This is a genomic window from Polaribacter glomeratus, assembly GCF_002954665.1.
Classification (GTDB): Bacteria; Bacteroidota; Bacteroidia; order Flavobacteriales; family Flavobacteriaceae; genus Polaribacter; species Polaribacter glomeratus.
Genome location: NZ_MSCM01000001.1, coordinates 2,176,640 through 2,191,469, shown reverse-complemented (window position 1 = coordinate 2,191,469; position 14,830 = coordinate 2,176,640). Strand labels below are relative to the sequence as shown.

Genomic DNA, 14,830 nt, shown 5'->3' with positions numbered 1-14,830 from the left:
GCATAACATATTGTAAAATCGTAACATTACAAAACAAAATTTTATAGATGCAAGACCATAAAAATTTATCAGAGATTAAGATTGAAGATCAGAAAATTATTGAAAATAAAGAACTAAATCTTTTAGAATCTTTAATTCCTGTTGTTATTTTGATGAGTTTACTGGCGTATAACATCTTTTTTGTGGAAGATCAAGAGTGGTTTGGAGCATATACTAACCAGTATATTTTATTAATGGGTGGTTTGGTTTCTGCTGCAGTTGGTTTTTTTAATAAAGTACCTCTAAACAAAATGATTTCGGAAATTTGGGAAAACTGGAAAAGTGTTTTTGTACCCATCATGATTTTGTTTTTAGTAGGCGCTTTAGCTGGTACTTGGTTGGTTAGTGGCATCATCCCTGCAATGGTTTATTATGGATTGCAAGTTTTAAGTCCGGCAATATTTTTGCCTGCATCTGTAATAATAGCAGCAATTATATCTATTGCAACGGGTAGTTCTTGGACCACTTCTGCAACTGTAGGTATTGCTTTAGTAGGAATTGGAAGTGCATTAGGCATCCCAACAGGAATGATTGCAGGAGCCGTAATTTCTGGGGCTTATTTTGGCGATAAAATGTCTCCACTATCAGACACCACAAACTTAGCACCCGCAATGGCAGGTACAGATTTATTTACACATATAAAATATATGGCATACACAACGGTGCCAACAATTATTATAACATTAATTGTATTTGCTATTTTAAGCGGAACCATTGAAACAAATGGAAATACCGATATTAGTAGTTTACTAACTTCTATAAACAATACGTTTTATATTTCTCCTTGGTTATTTCTAGTTCCAGGAGTTGTTATTGCAATGATTGTAATGAAAACAAAACCTTTAATAGCTTTAAGTATTGGTGTGCTTTTGGCAGCTATTTTTGCATTTATTTTTCAGGGTGATGTTTTAAACGGAATTTCTGATTCTAATTTTGGAGCAATAAGTAAATCAATATTAACGGACGTAAAAATACAAACGGATGATGAAAAACTAACCGAATTATTTTCATCAGGCGGAATTGCAGGAATGCTATGGACGATCCTATTAATTGTTTGTGCGATGGTTTTTGGGGGAATCATGGATGCAATTGGTGCGTTGTCAAAAATTACAAAAGAACTATTATCTGTGGCAACCTCTGTTTTTGGTTTGTTTGCAAGTACTGTTGTAAGTTGTTTGGGTTTAAACGCAATTGCTTCTGATCAATATTTGGCATTAGTAATACCTGGTAAAATGTTTAAAAAAGCATATCAAGATAGAGGTTTAGCGCCAGAAAATTTAAGTAGAACCTTAGAAGATTCTGGTACAGTAACATCTGTTTTAATTCCTTGGAACACTTGTGGTGCTTATCAATCTGGAGTTTTAGGAGTTTCTGTTTCTGATTATTTTGTGTATGCAATATTTAATTATTTAAGTCCTTTTATGACCTTGCTTTTCGCTGCTTTTAATATAAAAATTAGACAATTAGTAAAAAAATAACATGATTGAAATTGCCACTACTTCCGATGCAGAAACACTTACAAAAATTGCATTAAAATCAAAATCCTTTTGGGGTTATTCTGATGAAATATTAGAAAGATGGGTAGAAGACTTAACAGTTTCTAAAAAAATAATTGAAGAAATGATCGTTTATAAGTTCATTTTTGAAGATGAAATTGTAGGATTTTATATTTTAAATCAGCCTAAAGAGCAATCTATTGAATTAGACTTTTTATTTGTTGTACCTAATTTAGTAAGAAAAGGAATAGGAAATAAATTGATACAACATGTTTTTGAAAAAGTAAAAAAGCTTGGATGTACCCAAATTATTGTCTTGGCAGACCCAAATGCTGTTCCTTTTTATGAGTACAAAGGTTTTAAAATTATAGATAAAAAAGAGAGCGTTATTGACGGTCGTTTTTTAGTTTTATTGCAAAAAGATTTAGCAGTATAGAAATCAGTAGTAAAACCCAAGGAGCGCCATGAAGCAGCAAATCAAACCAATCTTGTGACTGCATTCCGTTTTCTGCAGAAAAAGCATTTCCACCTAAAACCCATTGAATTTTCCCTAAAATATGAGGCGGATTAAAAGGTGCTAAACCTAATGTTAAACTTGCAATTAAGAAAAGTTTCCAGTTGTTTTTAAGTTGATTTTTCATACTCTTTGCGATCTCATCGAATTAAATTATTCTCTTAAATTTTGCAGTGGTTTATCCAAAATGAGCTATTTTTTTGTTTAAGATTTAAGATGGGTTTTTGATTAAATCTATATAAACCAATTCCAAACCAACCCAAAACGTACTGTAAAATCTCTGTAAGGGTAATTTGGTGCAGAAAAGTAATTTTTATTAGAAATACTAGAAGTTACATTGTCTACTTTTATATACATACGTGTTCTACGAACTTGTGCATTAAAGAAAACATCAAAAGTAGGAAAACCAATTTGTTGATTGTTTTGTAACGTAAATTCTGCTAATAGCGGGTTATATGCATTTGCCGCATACTTGGTAAAATATTTAAAAGTAACGCCCATATTTACCAACATTGGTTTTCCTTTAAACCAATAATCTGCATAGTAAAAAGTGTTTCTAGTTACAAGTTCTGGAACTCTAAAAACCGAACTTCCACTGCTTACGTTTTGATACATAATTGTATTATCGAGCGCTAGTTTCCAAAATTTGAATTCCCTATTTACTTTAAGTTTTAAATACGTAATTTGATCTTCAAATTGCTGTGGCGCATTGTTTTCATTAAAGTACGTGTAGTTATCTATATTCGTAAAATTTAAAGCCGCATTTATCCATCTAGAACTCAAAGAAAAACCTAAATCTCTTGTGTTTACATTGCTAAAATCATTTTCCCAGTTATAATCGTCGTATTTACTTTGATGTAATAAAGTATTAAAATTTGATGATTTAGAACTTATTAACAAACTTCCTTTTACAGTAAAAAGACTATCACTTTTATAAACAGCTTCTCCTTTTAGGTAATTACCAGACAATCTTCCAGAACCTGGGGTTATAGAAGCATCAGCATTTAATTGAAAGTTTTTAATTTTAGCATTCCAATCTGCGCCAAAAGAAACGGCACTTCCTTCTAGTTTTAAGTTTTTAATTGTACTCGTAGTGTTTAAAATAGTGTCATATCCGTAAGAATAACTTGCGTAATTTGCTTTTGCTTTAAATTTTCCAAGAACATATTTAGAGTTAAATTCTAAGTTTATTTCGTTACTTGTAATTTTATTCGTTGCCTTATTATCTGTTGCGCCAGTAGGATTTATAGGGCCAAAAATAGCATCAGTGGCAGTTTTTTGCGTAAAATTATAACTCTTTTTTTCGTTGGTAAAAATATGACCAACTTTTAAATTGCTAAAATCTTTATTATTAACACTGTCTTTGCTAGAAATTAATTTAAAACTATGTTCTAAATAGGTTCTGTTACTATCAAATTGATTTTCTGCATCTGTTAAATTTACATCTAAACGTTCACGAGATTGAAAATCTGGGTTATCAGACATAAAATTTTCTAAAGCAGAGGTTGTTAACCCGCCACTTTCTTCATTATAAAAATCTTGATTGGCTAAATGACCTTTTATTTCATATTGATTTTCTTTAGTAGTGTATTTAAAAGTACCTCTAAAATTACCATTACTCACTAAAGATCGTCTATAAGCACCCAAAGAACGCAAACCTTTGTATGATGCAGAAACGTTTAATCTTTTAGAAAAATTTAACGTAAAAAGAGCGTCTACTACCTGCCCTTGTTGCAAACCAGTTCTGTACATAATTTCGGTAGTTGGTGTAGGCACTTCGTAATAATCGATGTCTTCTATATCAAAATAACTAAACTGTTTGGCAGTAAAACCAATGTCTGGAAATTGTTTTAAATGATCAAAACTATACCCTAAATTATTAAAAGTTTGTCCTTGATTATGAAACTCTAAAAGATCAAAATTATCTTTTCTTAGATAATTAAACTTGTATTCTTTTAATATCGACAAAGTAGTATCAATATAGGTGGTATCTCCTTTATGAGAAAAAACTTTATAATCTGTATATGTTGTTTTTCCAGAAAGTTCAACCGTTGTTCGTCCGGGCATCAAGGAATCATTTTCTATTCCGTTTACATTATTAAATCCACTTTCAGAAATACTTCTTTGAGAAAAAGTATTCATAAAACTGAAAAAAAGGAATAAAAAAAAGAAAAGAAATGGTTTGTTCATCATAAATTATACAAAGGCAAATGTAAAATAATTAAACGAAAATAATTGGTAATAATTATGATGAAATCTCTTTATTTAAAAATTGCTTATAAATCTATTTAAAGTCTCTAGTTAGGCTGCATTCTTAGGTAATTTATATCAAGTTGATTGGTTAATAGCAAACTAAAAGAAAAAGTTTTCTTTTCTTTGTACCATGTTAAAATCTAATTACAGTGGGTTTTCTTTAGAAGCAGGAACAGATGAAGCCGGCCGAGGTTGTCTATGTGGGCCAGTTGTAGCCGCAGCTGTAATTTTACCCAAAGATTTTACCCATCCTTTTTTAAACGATTCTAAGCAATTATCAGAAAAAAGGAGGGAAGAATTAAGACCTTTTATCGAAGAAAATGCAATTGCCTTTGGTGTTTCTTTTGTCTGGCAAGAAGAAGTAGATCAAATAAATGTGCTGCAAGCTTCAATTACAGGCATGCACAGAGCTATTGATGCGTTAAAAATTACACCAGAATTTATTATTGTTGACGGGAATAAATTTAGAGATTATAAAGAAATTCGGCATGAAACAATTGTAAAAGGCGATGCAAAGTATTTAAGTATTGCCGCAGCTTCTGTGTTGGCAAAAACCTACAGAGATGAGTATATGGCAAAGATTCATCAGGAATTTCCTATGTATAACTGGAAAAAAAATAAAGGTTATCCTACCAAAGAGCACAGAAATGCAATTCGCGAGTTTGGGCCAAATATTCATCATCGAAAAACATTTAGATTGTTGCCAGAACAATTAAAGTTGAAAGTTTAGTTTTTTACGAAGCTATTTCCTGCTTTCCATTATATCTTTTTTTGAAAAAAACAAAAAAAGGATGCCATTTCAATCAGGGCTAAAATTACTTACCAATTCTTTGAGAAATTTACAGTTATTACATTTTTAAGTATAAATTGATTTTATACATTTAATTCGTGAATTCGTGGCATTGCTTTAAAAATTTTCATCAGTGAAAATCCATGAAATGCATATCAAAAAAAATCACAGAAATTCAATTTAAATCAAAATCATCCGTAAACTTTTTCTATTTTTACCATCCAAAATTTTAAATGATGATTAAAAAAACGAGAGCAGAAATTACCAAATGTATTCTTCATAAAGTAGCCAATAAATTTAATAGCGGACACAACGTGTTTTCTGAAGATTTAATACGTTTCGATCAAGAAAGTTACGACTTAATGAAAAATTTCTTGTTGAAACCTTTTGGAAGTTTAACGCAGAGTTATCGTTTTTCTCATCATGCAGATGTGCGTTTAAATGAGTTAAATAACTACGCTTCAGAGGTTTTTAAAGAAGAAAGTAGTTTTGTAGAATATTCTAAGAATATTGTAAATCATTTGTACGAACAATCCAATTCTTCACAAATTAAAACAGGCGATGTTATTGTTGTTTTTATCGAAGGCATCGAATATAAAGATGTTTTAACAGAGGCAATTGGTGTTTTTAAAATTGAGAATAAAGTCGATTTTTTTCAAACATATTTAGATGATAATGAAAGTTTTGATGTTGTAGTTCAAAAAGGAATATCAACAAAAAAAATAGACAAAGGTTGTTTAATTTTAAACACATCAGACACGGAGGGAACAGTTGTTTTTTCTGTGGACAACAACAATTACGATGCGCAATATTGGATTAAAAACTTCTTGAGTGTAAAGTTAGCTGATGATTATAATTCGCACACACAAAATTATTTAGAGTTGTGTAAAGAATTCTCTGAAGAAGTAATAAAACCAGAATTTGGTAAACACAAACAAGGAGATTTTTTAGCAAATACGGTAGATTATTTTAAAGAACACGAAGCTGTTGATTATCATGAGTTTAAAGACGAAATTTTTGAAGATGAAAAGCACAAAGATTTGTTTGAAGATTATAAAAAACACTATGAAACTTTAAATGATGTGCTAATCAGAAATAATTTTGATGTTTCAGGTGTTGTTTTAAAGAAAGAAAAAAATAAGCTAAAAACAGAAATTAAGCTAGACACAAATATCATTATAAAACTAGATGTTGATGCGCCAGATGCAGCATCAGAATATTTAGAAAGAGGCTATGATGAAGAGAAAAAAATGAAGTTTTACAAAGTATACTTTAATGAGGAGAAATAATTATTTGTCATTGCGAACGATCGTAAAGCAATCTGTATATTGCAATATACAGATTGCTTCGTAAATTCGCAATGACGAGTTATTCTACAAACTCATCCACTTCAAAAAGTGTTTTAAAATGCTTTAAAATTTTTACTTTAACCTCTTCTGCATTTACCTTTTTGCCTAATTCTACTTCCATAGAAGTTACTGCTTTGCCTCTAATTCCACACGGAATAATATGATCAAAATAACCAAGATTCACATTTGCGTTTAATGCAAAACCGTGCATGGTTACCCAACGAGAAGAACGAATGCCCATGGCGCAAATTTTACGAGCAAAAGGTGTTCCAACATCTAGCCAAACCCCAGTTTCACCAGCGCTTCTAGCACCTTTTAAACCATATTCTGCAATGGTTAAAATAATAGTTTCTTCTAATAACCGTAAGTATTTATGAATGTCTGTAAAAAAATTTTCTAAGTCTAAAATAGGGTAGCCAACAATTTGACCAGGCCCATGATACGTAATATCACCACCTCTATTTATTTTATAAAATGTTGCACCTTTTTCTTTTAATTGATTTTCGTTTAGCAATAAATTACTTAAATCGCCACTTTTACCTAAGGTATATACATGAGGATGCTCAACAAATAAAAAGTGATTTTTGGTTATTTCTTGTAAATTGTTTCTTCTATTGCTAATTTTAACATCCACAATTTCTTGCAATAAATCAGTTTGGTAGTCCCAAGTTTCTTTATAGTCTTTGTTGGCTAAGTCTGTAAGTGATATATTTTTATTCATAATTAAATACAAAGGTAAATAATTCGTTATATTTGAAACCATTCATTTATAGTTTATATATTTTATGAAAAGTAAATTCCATTTTTTAATTTTAGTAGCCATATTTTTTTTTAATGTTGATACGGTTCAGTCTCAAAAAATTTGGGCAAAAGTTCAAAAATCAGAATATCTTATTCAAAAAAAGAAAACTTATCAAAAGAAAAATTTTCCTTCAAAATATGAAATCGTATCGCTAGATTTAAACGCTTTTTCAGCAAAATTAAAAAGTAGCAGTTTCAAACAAAAAGAAACCATAGACTTACCTAATACAGATGGAACATTCTCTAAATTTATCATCAAAGAAACTTCAAATTTTGAAGCGAAATTACAAGCTACATTTCCAAATATACAATCGTATTCGGCTCAAGGAATAGATGATCCTACTGCGGTGGCAAAAATAAGTTTAGGAACAGACGGTTTTCATGCAGTAATCTTTTCTGGTAACCAAGAAACTATATATATCGATCCGTATTCTAAGGATAAAAAAGACTACATCATTTACAAAAGAAGCAGTTTACCCAAGAAAGATAAAGATTTTGAATGTTTAATTGAAGAATCTGCTAAAAAAGATATTACTACACAAAATTTTGCACGAAACGCAAATGATGGTAAGTTAAGAACGTACAGATTGGCGTTAGCCTGCAGCGCAGAATATGCGCAGTTTCATTTAGGAGCTAGTCAGCAAAACATATCAGATACGGCAAGTGATCAAGTAAAAAAAGCGGCGGTTTTATCGGCAATGAATACGTCTATGACAAGAATTAACGGAATCTTTGAAAAAGATTTGTCAGTAAAACTTGTTTTAGTAGCTGATAATAGTAAGATTATTTTTTTAGATGCAGCTACAGATGGTATTACCGATGGTGCACCAAATACAATGATTAATGAGGTACAAACTATTTGCGATAATGTTATTGGAAATGCTAATTACGATATTGGGCATATTTTTAGTGTTGGTGGCGATGGTTTAGCAGGTTTAGGAGTTGTTTGCCTTACTGGTCAAAAAGCAAGAGGCGTAACAGGTAGATCGCAACCAGTTGCTGACCCTTATGATGTAGATTTTGTTGTGCATGAATTAGGGCATCAATTTGGGGCAACTCACACACAACATAACGATTGTAACAGAACCCAATCTACTGCTGTAGAGCCAGGAAGTGCATCTACAATTATGGGGTATGCAGGTATTTGTGCTCCAGACGTGCAATCTGGAAACCCGAATGGTAATAGTGACGATTACTTTCATGCGGTAAGTATTGCGCAAATGTGGAATGTTATTCAATCTTCTGGAACTTGCGCAGCAACTACAAACACAAATAATAGAGCGCCTGTTGCAAATGCAGGTTCAGATTATAGCATTCCAAAATCTACCCCTTTTAAATTAAAGGGTTTAGCTACAGATGCTGATGGGCTAAGTTCTCTTACCTATAACTGGGAGCAATTAGATGTAGAAATTTTAGATAATAGTAGCGATAAACCAGATGTGTTGAGTTCTACAAACCTAGAAGGGCCAATGTTTAGGTCTTTACCATCGAAATCAACATCAGAAAGATACATGCCTGCTTTAGCTACTGTTATAGCAGGAAGTACTTCCTCGGCTTGGGAAGTGGTGCCATCTGTAGCAAGAGAGTTAAATTTTTCTTTTTTTGTAAGAGATAATAATCCTGGTGGCGGAAGCACTGCCCGCGATGATCTTAAAATATCAGTTACAAATGCAGCCGCTTTTACGGTAACGTCTCAAAGTTTAGCAACCACTGTAAATTCCGGACAAACAATCGTAGTAAACTGGAACAAAGGAACCACAGATATTGCACCAATAGAATGCAAAAATGTAAATATTAAATTATCTGTTGATGGCGGAATTACCTTTCCTATTACACTAAAAACCAACACGCCAAATGATGGTACAGAAAATATTATTGTTCCAGATAATGAGACTAATAAAGCCAGAATTATGGTGGAAGCGGCAGATAATATTTTTTATAACGTAAACGCATCGCAGTTTTCTGTAGTTTCAACTACTCCTACTTTTTTAATTGCTGATAAAACAGGTGAACAAGCTATTTGCAATACGGCAGCTCAAAGTATTAGTTATACTTTAGATTTCGATTTTATAAATGGTTTTACAGAAACAGCTACTTTAAGTGTAACAGGGCAACCAACAGGTTCTACTATAGCATTTAGTGCGAATACAATTAATGCAGACGGAACGGTAATATTAACAATTTCTAACCTAGAAGACAAAGAAGCAAAAACCTATAATATAAATGTTATAGGTACATCGGCAACAGTTACTCAAAACATAAACTTAGTTTTAAAAGTAAGGAGTTCTGTTTTTAATATTTTAAATTTATCAACACCAATAAATGAGGCAACTGGTGTTTCAGTTACAGAAACCCTTACTTGGGGTCAAGACACAAATGCATCCTCTTATAGTGTTCAAATAGCCTCGGATGTAAATTTTTCGAATATTGTTTCGAGTGCAACTGTTGTAGAAAATACTTTTAAAGCAACTAATTTAAGTGGTCAAACGGAATATTTTTGGAGAGTAAAACCTACAAATAACTGCGGAGAAGGAGCCTTTTCTGCTGTTTTTAGTTTTACTACAAAAACTCCTTTGTATTGCGCTTCTACATTTACAGACGAAGTAGGAGGCACAGAGCATATTACTAATGTAACTTTTGGTAGTATTAATAATACTTCTGAAAATGATAAAATAGATGGTTATGAAGATTTTACAAATTTTTTTACCAATGTTTTAAGAGGACAAACAAAGCAAATAAGTGTAACTATTGATACAGGTGGTTTTCAAGATCATTGTTATGTTTTTATTGATTGGAACAAAGATTTTGTTTTTGATAACGTTACAGAAAGATATGATTTAGGTTCAGTAACAGACGATGTTGGCACAGTAAATTTTAATATTACAGTGCCTAATGATGCCAAGATTGGAAAGACTACAATGAGAGTGCTTATTGAATATGACGATCCTACTGGTACTTACGGATTGGGCGCTTGTGATTCTGATCATTTAACGGAATGGGGAGAAACCGAAGATTACGCTATTGTTGTGCTAAGAACAGATAGCTTTACCGTGCAAACAGTATCAGAATCTTGTGTTGATCAAAATGACGGAATTATCAATGTTGATATTAATCAACTCGAATTTACCTATCAAGTTTCTATTTCTGGCCCCGCAACAAATTTTAATCAGAATGTAACTAACACAACGTTCTCTTTACCAAACTTAGCTCCTGGAGATTACCAAGTTTGCATACTTATAAATGAATTAAATTATACACAATGCTTTGAAGTTGTAATAAAAAAATCTCAGCCTATATCTTTAAAACTGGCCAATAAAAAATTTAGTACAACTTATTCTTTTTCTGTAGATAGCGGCACCGCACCTTACAATGTTTATTTAAATGAAGAGTTAATTCTTGTTTCTGATAGCAAAGAATTTGATTTAGAAATAAAAGGAAGTGGAAAATTAGAAGTTAAGACAGCAAAAGAGTGTGAAGGTTTGTTTAAAACAAGCATTGGAACTATTTTACTAAAACAAAACCCTGTTAAAAATACTATAGATTTACTACTGCCTTTAGATGTAAGTCAACCGTATATTGATGTTCTTATTTTTGATATAAACGGAAAACTAATTTTAAAACAGTCGATAAAAAATGAAGATCATAATTTAATAATTCCTTTTAGAGACTATGCAAAAGGAATTTATATTTTAAAATTATCAATCGAAAACACAAAACCTATTAAAATTTTAAAGCAATGAAAAGAGTAGTAAATATATCGGTTTTACTTTTCTTTTGTTTCCTAACGATTCAATGTTCAAAGGATAAAAATAAAGCCCCTACTGCAGTTCGTTTAATGTTTCCAACACAAAATTTATTGTGTATAGACAATACAATTACTTTTAATTGGAGCAAAGCTACTGATCCTGATAATGATCAAGTTACTTATAATTTAATTATAGCGACAGACAGAGAAATGACAAATGTTGTTGAAAATAGTAGTAGTACAGATTTGAAAACAACAGTTACTCTAGAAAAACAAACTGCTTATTATTGGAAAGTTGATGCTTTAGATGTAAAAAATAATCAAGGTACTGCATCAGAAACATTTTCGTTTTACACCAAAGGCGATGGAGTTTTAAATTATGCTCCGTTTTCGGCAGAATTAGTTTCACCAAAAAATAATAGTAACTTAAGTACCACAACTTCTATAAGTCTAATTTGGGATGCTGCGGATGCAAATACAACTGATACGTTGACTTATGAGCTTTATTTTGGAGAAAATTCATCAGTAGTGTTGATGGATGATTCTTTATCAGAAAAATCGTTTACAGTTTCTGTGAAATCTGGAAAAACATATTCTTGGTACGTAAATGTAAAAGACCAAAATGCTGCAAAGTCAATTGGACAAACTTGGAGTTTTACAGTAAATTAAGTTTCAAAAAAATAGATTTATTTCAACCATATCATTAAAACGATGTGGTTTTTTTTATAATCAATTCCCAAAAAACACAGAATGTAAATACCTTCCTGGTGTAAAAGTAAATCCGCCAGCAATAATGATTGCTCCAACATATAGAAGAATCATTTTTAGTTTGTGTTTTTTTACCTGTCCTTTTTTTACGGCAATAATTGCAGTTGGCACGCTGTATAAAGTAAGAAAACTAAAAAGATGAATATAACCAAAATGATTAAAAAACTGTGGACCAACATCCGCAGGCATAAATAACGTTATAATTGCGGTAATCATCATTAAAGACATGTAAATTTTGCCTAATAATTTATGAAAAGGGGTTCCTTTTTTTACTGATAATAGATAAGCACCCATAAAAAAGCAAGGAACTACGGTTGCTAAATGAGCATACATTAAATATTTATAGTCCATTTTTTAAAAAGTATTTGTCTAAAATAAGGAAATAAAAAAACCGTATCAAATTTTGATACGGTTTTTCTAAAATAATAATTTTAAGCTATCCTAAAAAAGGATATTTATAATCTGTAGGTGTTACAAACGTCTCTTTTATCAATCTAACAGAAGTCCAACGTAATAAGTTTTGTGCAGAACCTGCTTTGTCATTTGTGCCAGAAGCTCTTGCTCCTCCAAATGGCTGCTGACCAACAACTGCTCCCGAAGGTTTATCGTTAATATAAAAGTTTCCTGCAGCATTTTCTAATGCTTTCGAAGCTTTTTCAACAATATATCTATCTTTAGAAAAGATTGCACCTGTTAAGCCATATTCTGTAGTTTCATCAACTAATTTTAAGCAAGCTTCCCAATCAGCATCTTCATAAACATAAACGGTCATAACTGGACCAAATAGTTCGGTTGTCATTGTTGCGTATGTTGGCGAATTACTAACAATTACAGTTGGCTCTATAAAGTAACCAACAGATTTATCATGATTTCCACCAATAATAATCTCTGCATCTTTATCTGCTTTTGCAGCATCGATATAACTTGCAATTTTATCAAAAGAACCTTCGTGAATAACTGCATTTATAAAGTTTGAAGTATCTTCTGGAGACCCCATTTTTAACTCACTTGCTTGTGCAATTAAATGTTTTTTAACATCTGGCCAAAGTGAAGCAGGTATATAAGAACGTGAAGCTGCAGAACATTTTTGACCTTGGTATTCAAAAGCTCCTCTTGTCATTGCAGTTGCAACTTGTAAAGGATTTGAAGAGTTGTGAACCCAGATAAAATCTTTTCCACCAGTTTCTCCAACAATTCTTGGGTATGTTTTGTAAGTATGAATATTGTTACCAATTTGTTTCCATAATTCTTTAAAAACATGCGTAGAACCTGTAAAGTGTAAACCAGAAAAATATGGAGACGCTAAAACGGTATCAGATATCATTACTGGATCTCCATAAACAACGTTAATAACGCCATCTGGCAAACCAGCTTCTTTAAATAAATCTACTATAACTTGTGCAGAATATGCTTGATGATCAGAAGGTTTCCAAACAACTACATTACCCATTAAAGCTGCTGCTGCAGGTAAATTTGCGGCAATAGATGTAAAGTTAAAAGGAGAAATTGCGTATACAAATCCTTCTAAAGGTCTGTACTCAACTCGGTTCCAAACTCCTGCAGAAGATGTTGGCTGATCTTTAAAAATATCAGTCATATACTCTACGTTAAATTTAAAGAAATCGATCATTTCACAAGCAGCATCAATTTCTGCTTGATAAACGTTTTTAGATTGTGCAATCATGGTTGCAGCATTCATTTTTGCTCTATAAGGACCTGCTAATAATTCAGCAGCCTTTAAAAAGATAGATGCTCTTTCCATCCAAGAAACACTAGACCAAGCTTCTCTTGCTGCAAGTGCAGTAGAAATTGCTTCATCTACATGTTTTTTTTCTGCTGTGTGATATTGCCCAACAACATGTTTGTGGTCATGAGGAGGTGTAATATTTTTAGTTATCCCTGTTCTAACTTCTTTTCCATTAATATGCATAGGCACATCAATATTGCTGTTAAACATGGTTTTGTACATTGCTAATAGTTCTGCTCTTTCTGGAGAACCAGGTGCATACCCTTTAACTGGTTCGTTAATTGCTTTTGGAACCTTAAAAAATCCTCTTGCCATTTTGTTTGTTTTTAAATGTTGAATCTACTAATTTTGAAAGACGTAAAGTTACAAATTTTTCAGCCGTTTTATATGGTTTTGAAAGCCTAAATTTATAAGCATTAAATGTGTACAGTAACCTATCTTCCTTTAAAGAATAATAATTTTATTATAACTTCTAACAGAGATGAAACTCCGTTAAGAAAAACAATTCCGCCAAAAACATATCTAGAAAATGGCATTGAATTAACCTATCCAAAAGATGAATTAGCAGGCGGAACTTGGATCGGTACAAGCAATAAAAACAGATTGGTTTGTCTTTTAAATGGTGCGTTTACAAATCATTTAAGAAATAAATACTATAAAGTAAGTAGAGGTGTTATAGTAAAAAATATACTTTCTGCGAATGATGTTGTTGGGTATATTAACAAGTTTGATTTTATAGATATAGAACCTTTTACACTAATTTTGGTTGATTATCAAGCTCAATTAGTAACGTATGAATTGCTTTGGGATGGCACAACAAAGCACTTCACAAAATTGCTGCAAGAACCTAAAATTTGGTCTTCGTCAACCTTGTATTCTGAAGATATGAAGCAATTAAGAAAAGATTGGTTTGCGGATTGGTTATCAGTAAATGAGGATTTTAAGCAAGAAAAAATCATCCAATTTCATCAAAATGAAAACCTAGGGAGTGTAGAAACTTCTCCAAAGATGAAACGTTCTTTTATAAAAACGGTAAGTACAACATCCATCAAAAAAGAAAATGACAAAGTAGCTATAACGTATTTTGATTTTCTAAGTGATGTTGTTGAAAATAATGTAATTAAAATTTTAAATTGAAATATACAAAAAGTTTTAATTTGTTCGAATAAAGTGATTTTCTAAACCGTTGTTTTATGTTTTTTTAATTTAATCGGAATATTTTTTAAATCATCATTTTTAATTATTTAAATAATAATTATTCAATTAGCGCACAATTTTGCATTTTTACTTAAAAAACTTCTTTTTAAAACCATCTTTCAATTTAAAAA

At 31.4% G+C, this 14,830-nt stretch carries 12 protein-coding genes; 7 read left to right on the top strand and 5 right to left on the bottom strand.

Going from position 1 to position 14,830, the window contains the following annotated elements; genetic code table 11:
- Positions 1-47 precede the first annotated feature (47 nt).
- Complete coding sequence (nhaC, locus tag BTO16_RS09280; RefSeq protein ID WP_105021301.1) at positions 48-1,517, top strand: Na+/H+ antiporter NhaC; 1,470 nt, start codon at positions 48-50, stop codon at positions 1,515-1,517.
- A gap of 1 nt (position 1,518) precedes the next feature.
- A complete protein-coding gene (locus BTO16_RS09275) occupies positions 1,519-1,971 on the top strand; it encodes a GNAT family N-acetyltransferase (protein ID WP_105021300.1) in 453 nt (150 codons plus the stop codon).
- On the opposite strand, the gene BTO16_RS09270 is transcribed toward BTO16_RS09275, so the two are convergent.
- Together BTO16_RS09270 and BTO16_RS09265 are read right to left on the bottom strand one after the other, a co-directional pair.
- Positions 1,922-2,176, bottom strand: coding sequence for a hypothetical protein (locus tag BTO16_RS09270; protein WP_105021299.1), 255 nt, complete (start codon positions 2,174-2,176; stop codon positions 1,922-1,924). The genes BTO16_RS09275 and BTO16_RS09270 overlap by 50 nt on opposite strands.
- Before the next feature lie 107 nt (positions 2,177-2,283).
- On the bottom strand, positions 2,284-4,191 hold the full coding sequence (locus BTO16_RS09265) for a putative porin (protein WP_245892051.1): 1,908 nt from the start codon (positions 4,189-4,191) through the stop codon (positions 2,284-2,286).
- 241 nt (positions 4,192-4,432) lie between these two features.
- Between BTO16_RS09265 and BTO16_RS09260 the strand changes: the two genes are divergently transcribed.
- Both BTO16_RS09260 and BTO16_RS09255 read left to right on the top strand, forming a co-directional pair.
- Entirely contained in the window at positions 4,433-5,032 is a 600-nt protein-coding gene (locus tag BTO16_RS09260) for a ribonuclease HII (protein WP_105021297.1), read from the top strand.
- A 296-nt stretch (positions 5,033-5,328) separates the two neighbouring features.
- Complete coding sequence (locus BTO16_RS09255; protein WP_105021296.1) at positions 5,329-6,381, top strand: nucleoid-associated protein; 1,053 nt, start codon at positions 5,329-5,331, stop codon at positions 6,379-6,381.
- Positions 6,382-6,460: 79 nt separating this feature from the next.
- On the opposite strand, the gene lipB is transcribed toward BTO16_RS09255, so the two are convergent.
- On the bottom strand, positions 6,461-7,162 hold the full coding sequence (gene lipB / locus BTO16_RS09250; RefSeq protein WP_105021569.1) for a lipoyl(octanoyl) transferase LipB: 702 nt from the start codon (positions 7,160-7,162) through the stop codon (positions 6,461-6,463).
- 64 nt (positions 7,163-7,226) lie between these two features.
- Here lipB and BTO16_RS09245 point away from each other — a divergent pair, with 64 nt between their 5' ends.
- Together BTO16_RS09245 and BTO16_RS09240 are read left to right on the top strand one after the other, a co-directional pair.
- Positions 7,227-10,982, top strand: coding sequence for a reprolysin-like metallopeptidase (locus tag BTO16_RS09245; RefSeq protein WP_245892050.1), 3,756 nt, complete (start codon positions 7,227-7,229; stop codon positions 10,980-10,982).
- Entirely contained in the window at positions 10,979-11,656 is a 678-nt protein-coding gene (locus BTO16_RS09240; RefSeq protein WP_105021295.1) for a glycoside hydrolase family 78 protein, read from the top strand. Before BTO16_RS09245 ends, BTO16_RS09240 begins: the two co-directional genes overlap by 4 nt.
- Before the next feature lie 60 nt (positions 11,657-11,716).
- Here BTO16_RS09240 and BTO16_RS09235 read toward each other — a convergent pair whose 3' ends face one another.
- Positions 11,717-12,106, bottom strand: coding sequence for a DUF2306 domain-containing protein (locus tag BTO16_RS09235; RefSeq protein ID WP_105021294.1), 390 nt, complete (start codon positions 12,104-12,106; stop codon positions 11,717-11,719).
- A gap of 85 nt (positions 12,107-12,191) precedes the next feature.
- A complete protein-coding gene (gene pruA / locus BTO16_RS09230) occupies positions 12,192-13,817 on the bottom strand; it encodes an L-glutamate gamma-semialdehyde dehydrogenase (protein ID WP_105021293.1) in 1,626 nt (541 codons plus the stop codon).
- Positions 13,818-13,922: 105 nt separating this feature from the next.
- Here pruA and BTO16_RS09225 point away from each other — a divergent pair, with 105 nt between their 5' ends.
- Positions 13,923-14,639: an NRDE family protein gene (locus tag BTO16_RS09225; protein ID WP_105021292.1), complete on the top strand. Its 717-nt coding sequence runs from the start codon at positions 13,923-13,925 to the stop codon at positions 14,637-14,639.
- Positions 14,640-14,830 lie beyond the last annotated feature (191 nt).

What these genes read in the sequence shown, in the direction of transcription:
- BTO16_RS09245 (WP_245892050.1), top strand. Translation starts at nt 7,227, where the DNA reads ATGAAAAGTAAATTCCATTTTTTAATTTTAGTAGCCATATTTTTTTTT.
- BTO16_RS09255 (WP_105021296.1), top strand. Translation starts at nt 5,329, where the DNA reads ATGATTAAAAAAACGAGAGCAGAAATTACCAAATGTATTCTTCATAAA.
- pruA (WP_105021293.1), bottom strand. Translation starts at nt 13,817, where the DNA reads ATGGCAAGAGGATTTTTTAAGGTTCCAAAAGCAATTAACGAACCAGTT.
- BTO16_RS09260 (WP_105021297.1), top strand. Translation starts at nt 4,433, where the DNA reads ATGTTAAAATCTAATTACAGTGGGTTTTCTTTAGAAGCAGGAACAGAT.
- BTO16_RS09235 (WP_105021294.1), bottom strand. Translation starts at nt 12,106, where the DNA reads ATGGACTATAAATATTTAATGTATGCTCATTTAGCAACCGTAGTTCCT.
- nhaC (WP_105021301.1), top strand. Translation starts at nt 48, where the DNA reads ATGCAAGACCATAAAAATTTATCAGAGATTAAGATTGAAGATCAGAAA.
- BTO16_RS09270 (WP_105021299.1), bottom strand. Translation starts at nt 2,176, where the DNA reads ATGAAAAATCAACTTAAAAACAACTGGAAACTTTTCTTAATTGCAAGT.
- BTO16_RS09225 (WP_105021292.1), top strand. Translation starts at nt 13,923, where the DNA reads ATGTGTACAGTAACCTATCTTCCTTTAAAGAATAATAATTTTATTATA.
- BTO16_RS09240 (WP_105021295.1), top strand. Translation starts at nt 10,979, where the DNA reads ATGAAAAGAGTAGTAAATATATCGGTTTTACTTTTCTTTTGTTTCCTA.
- BTO16_RS09265 (WP_245892051.1), bottom strand. Translation starts at nt 4,191, where the DNA reads ATGAATACTTTTTCTCAAAGAAGTATTTCTGAAAGTGGATTTAATAAT.
- BTO16_RS09275 (WP_105021300.1), top strand. Translation starts at nt 1,519, where the DNA reads ATGATTGAAATTGCCACTACTTCCGATGCAGAAACACTTACAAAAATT.
- lipB (WP_105021569.1), bottom strand. Translation starts at nt 7,162, where the DNA reads ATGAATAAAAATATATCACTTACAGACTTAGCCAACAAAGACTATAAA.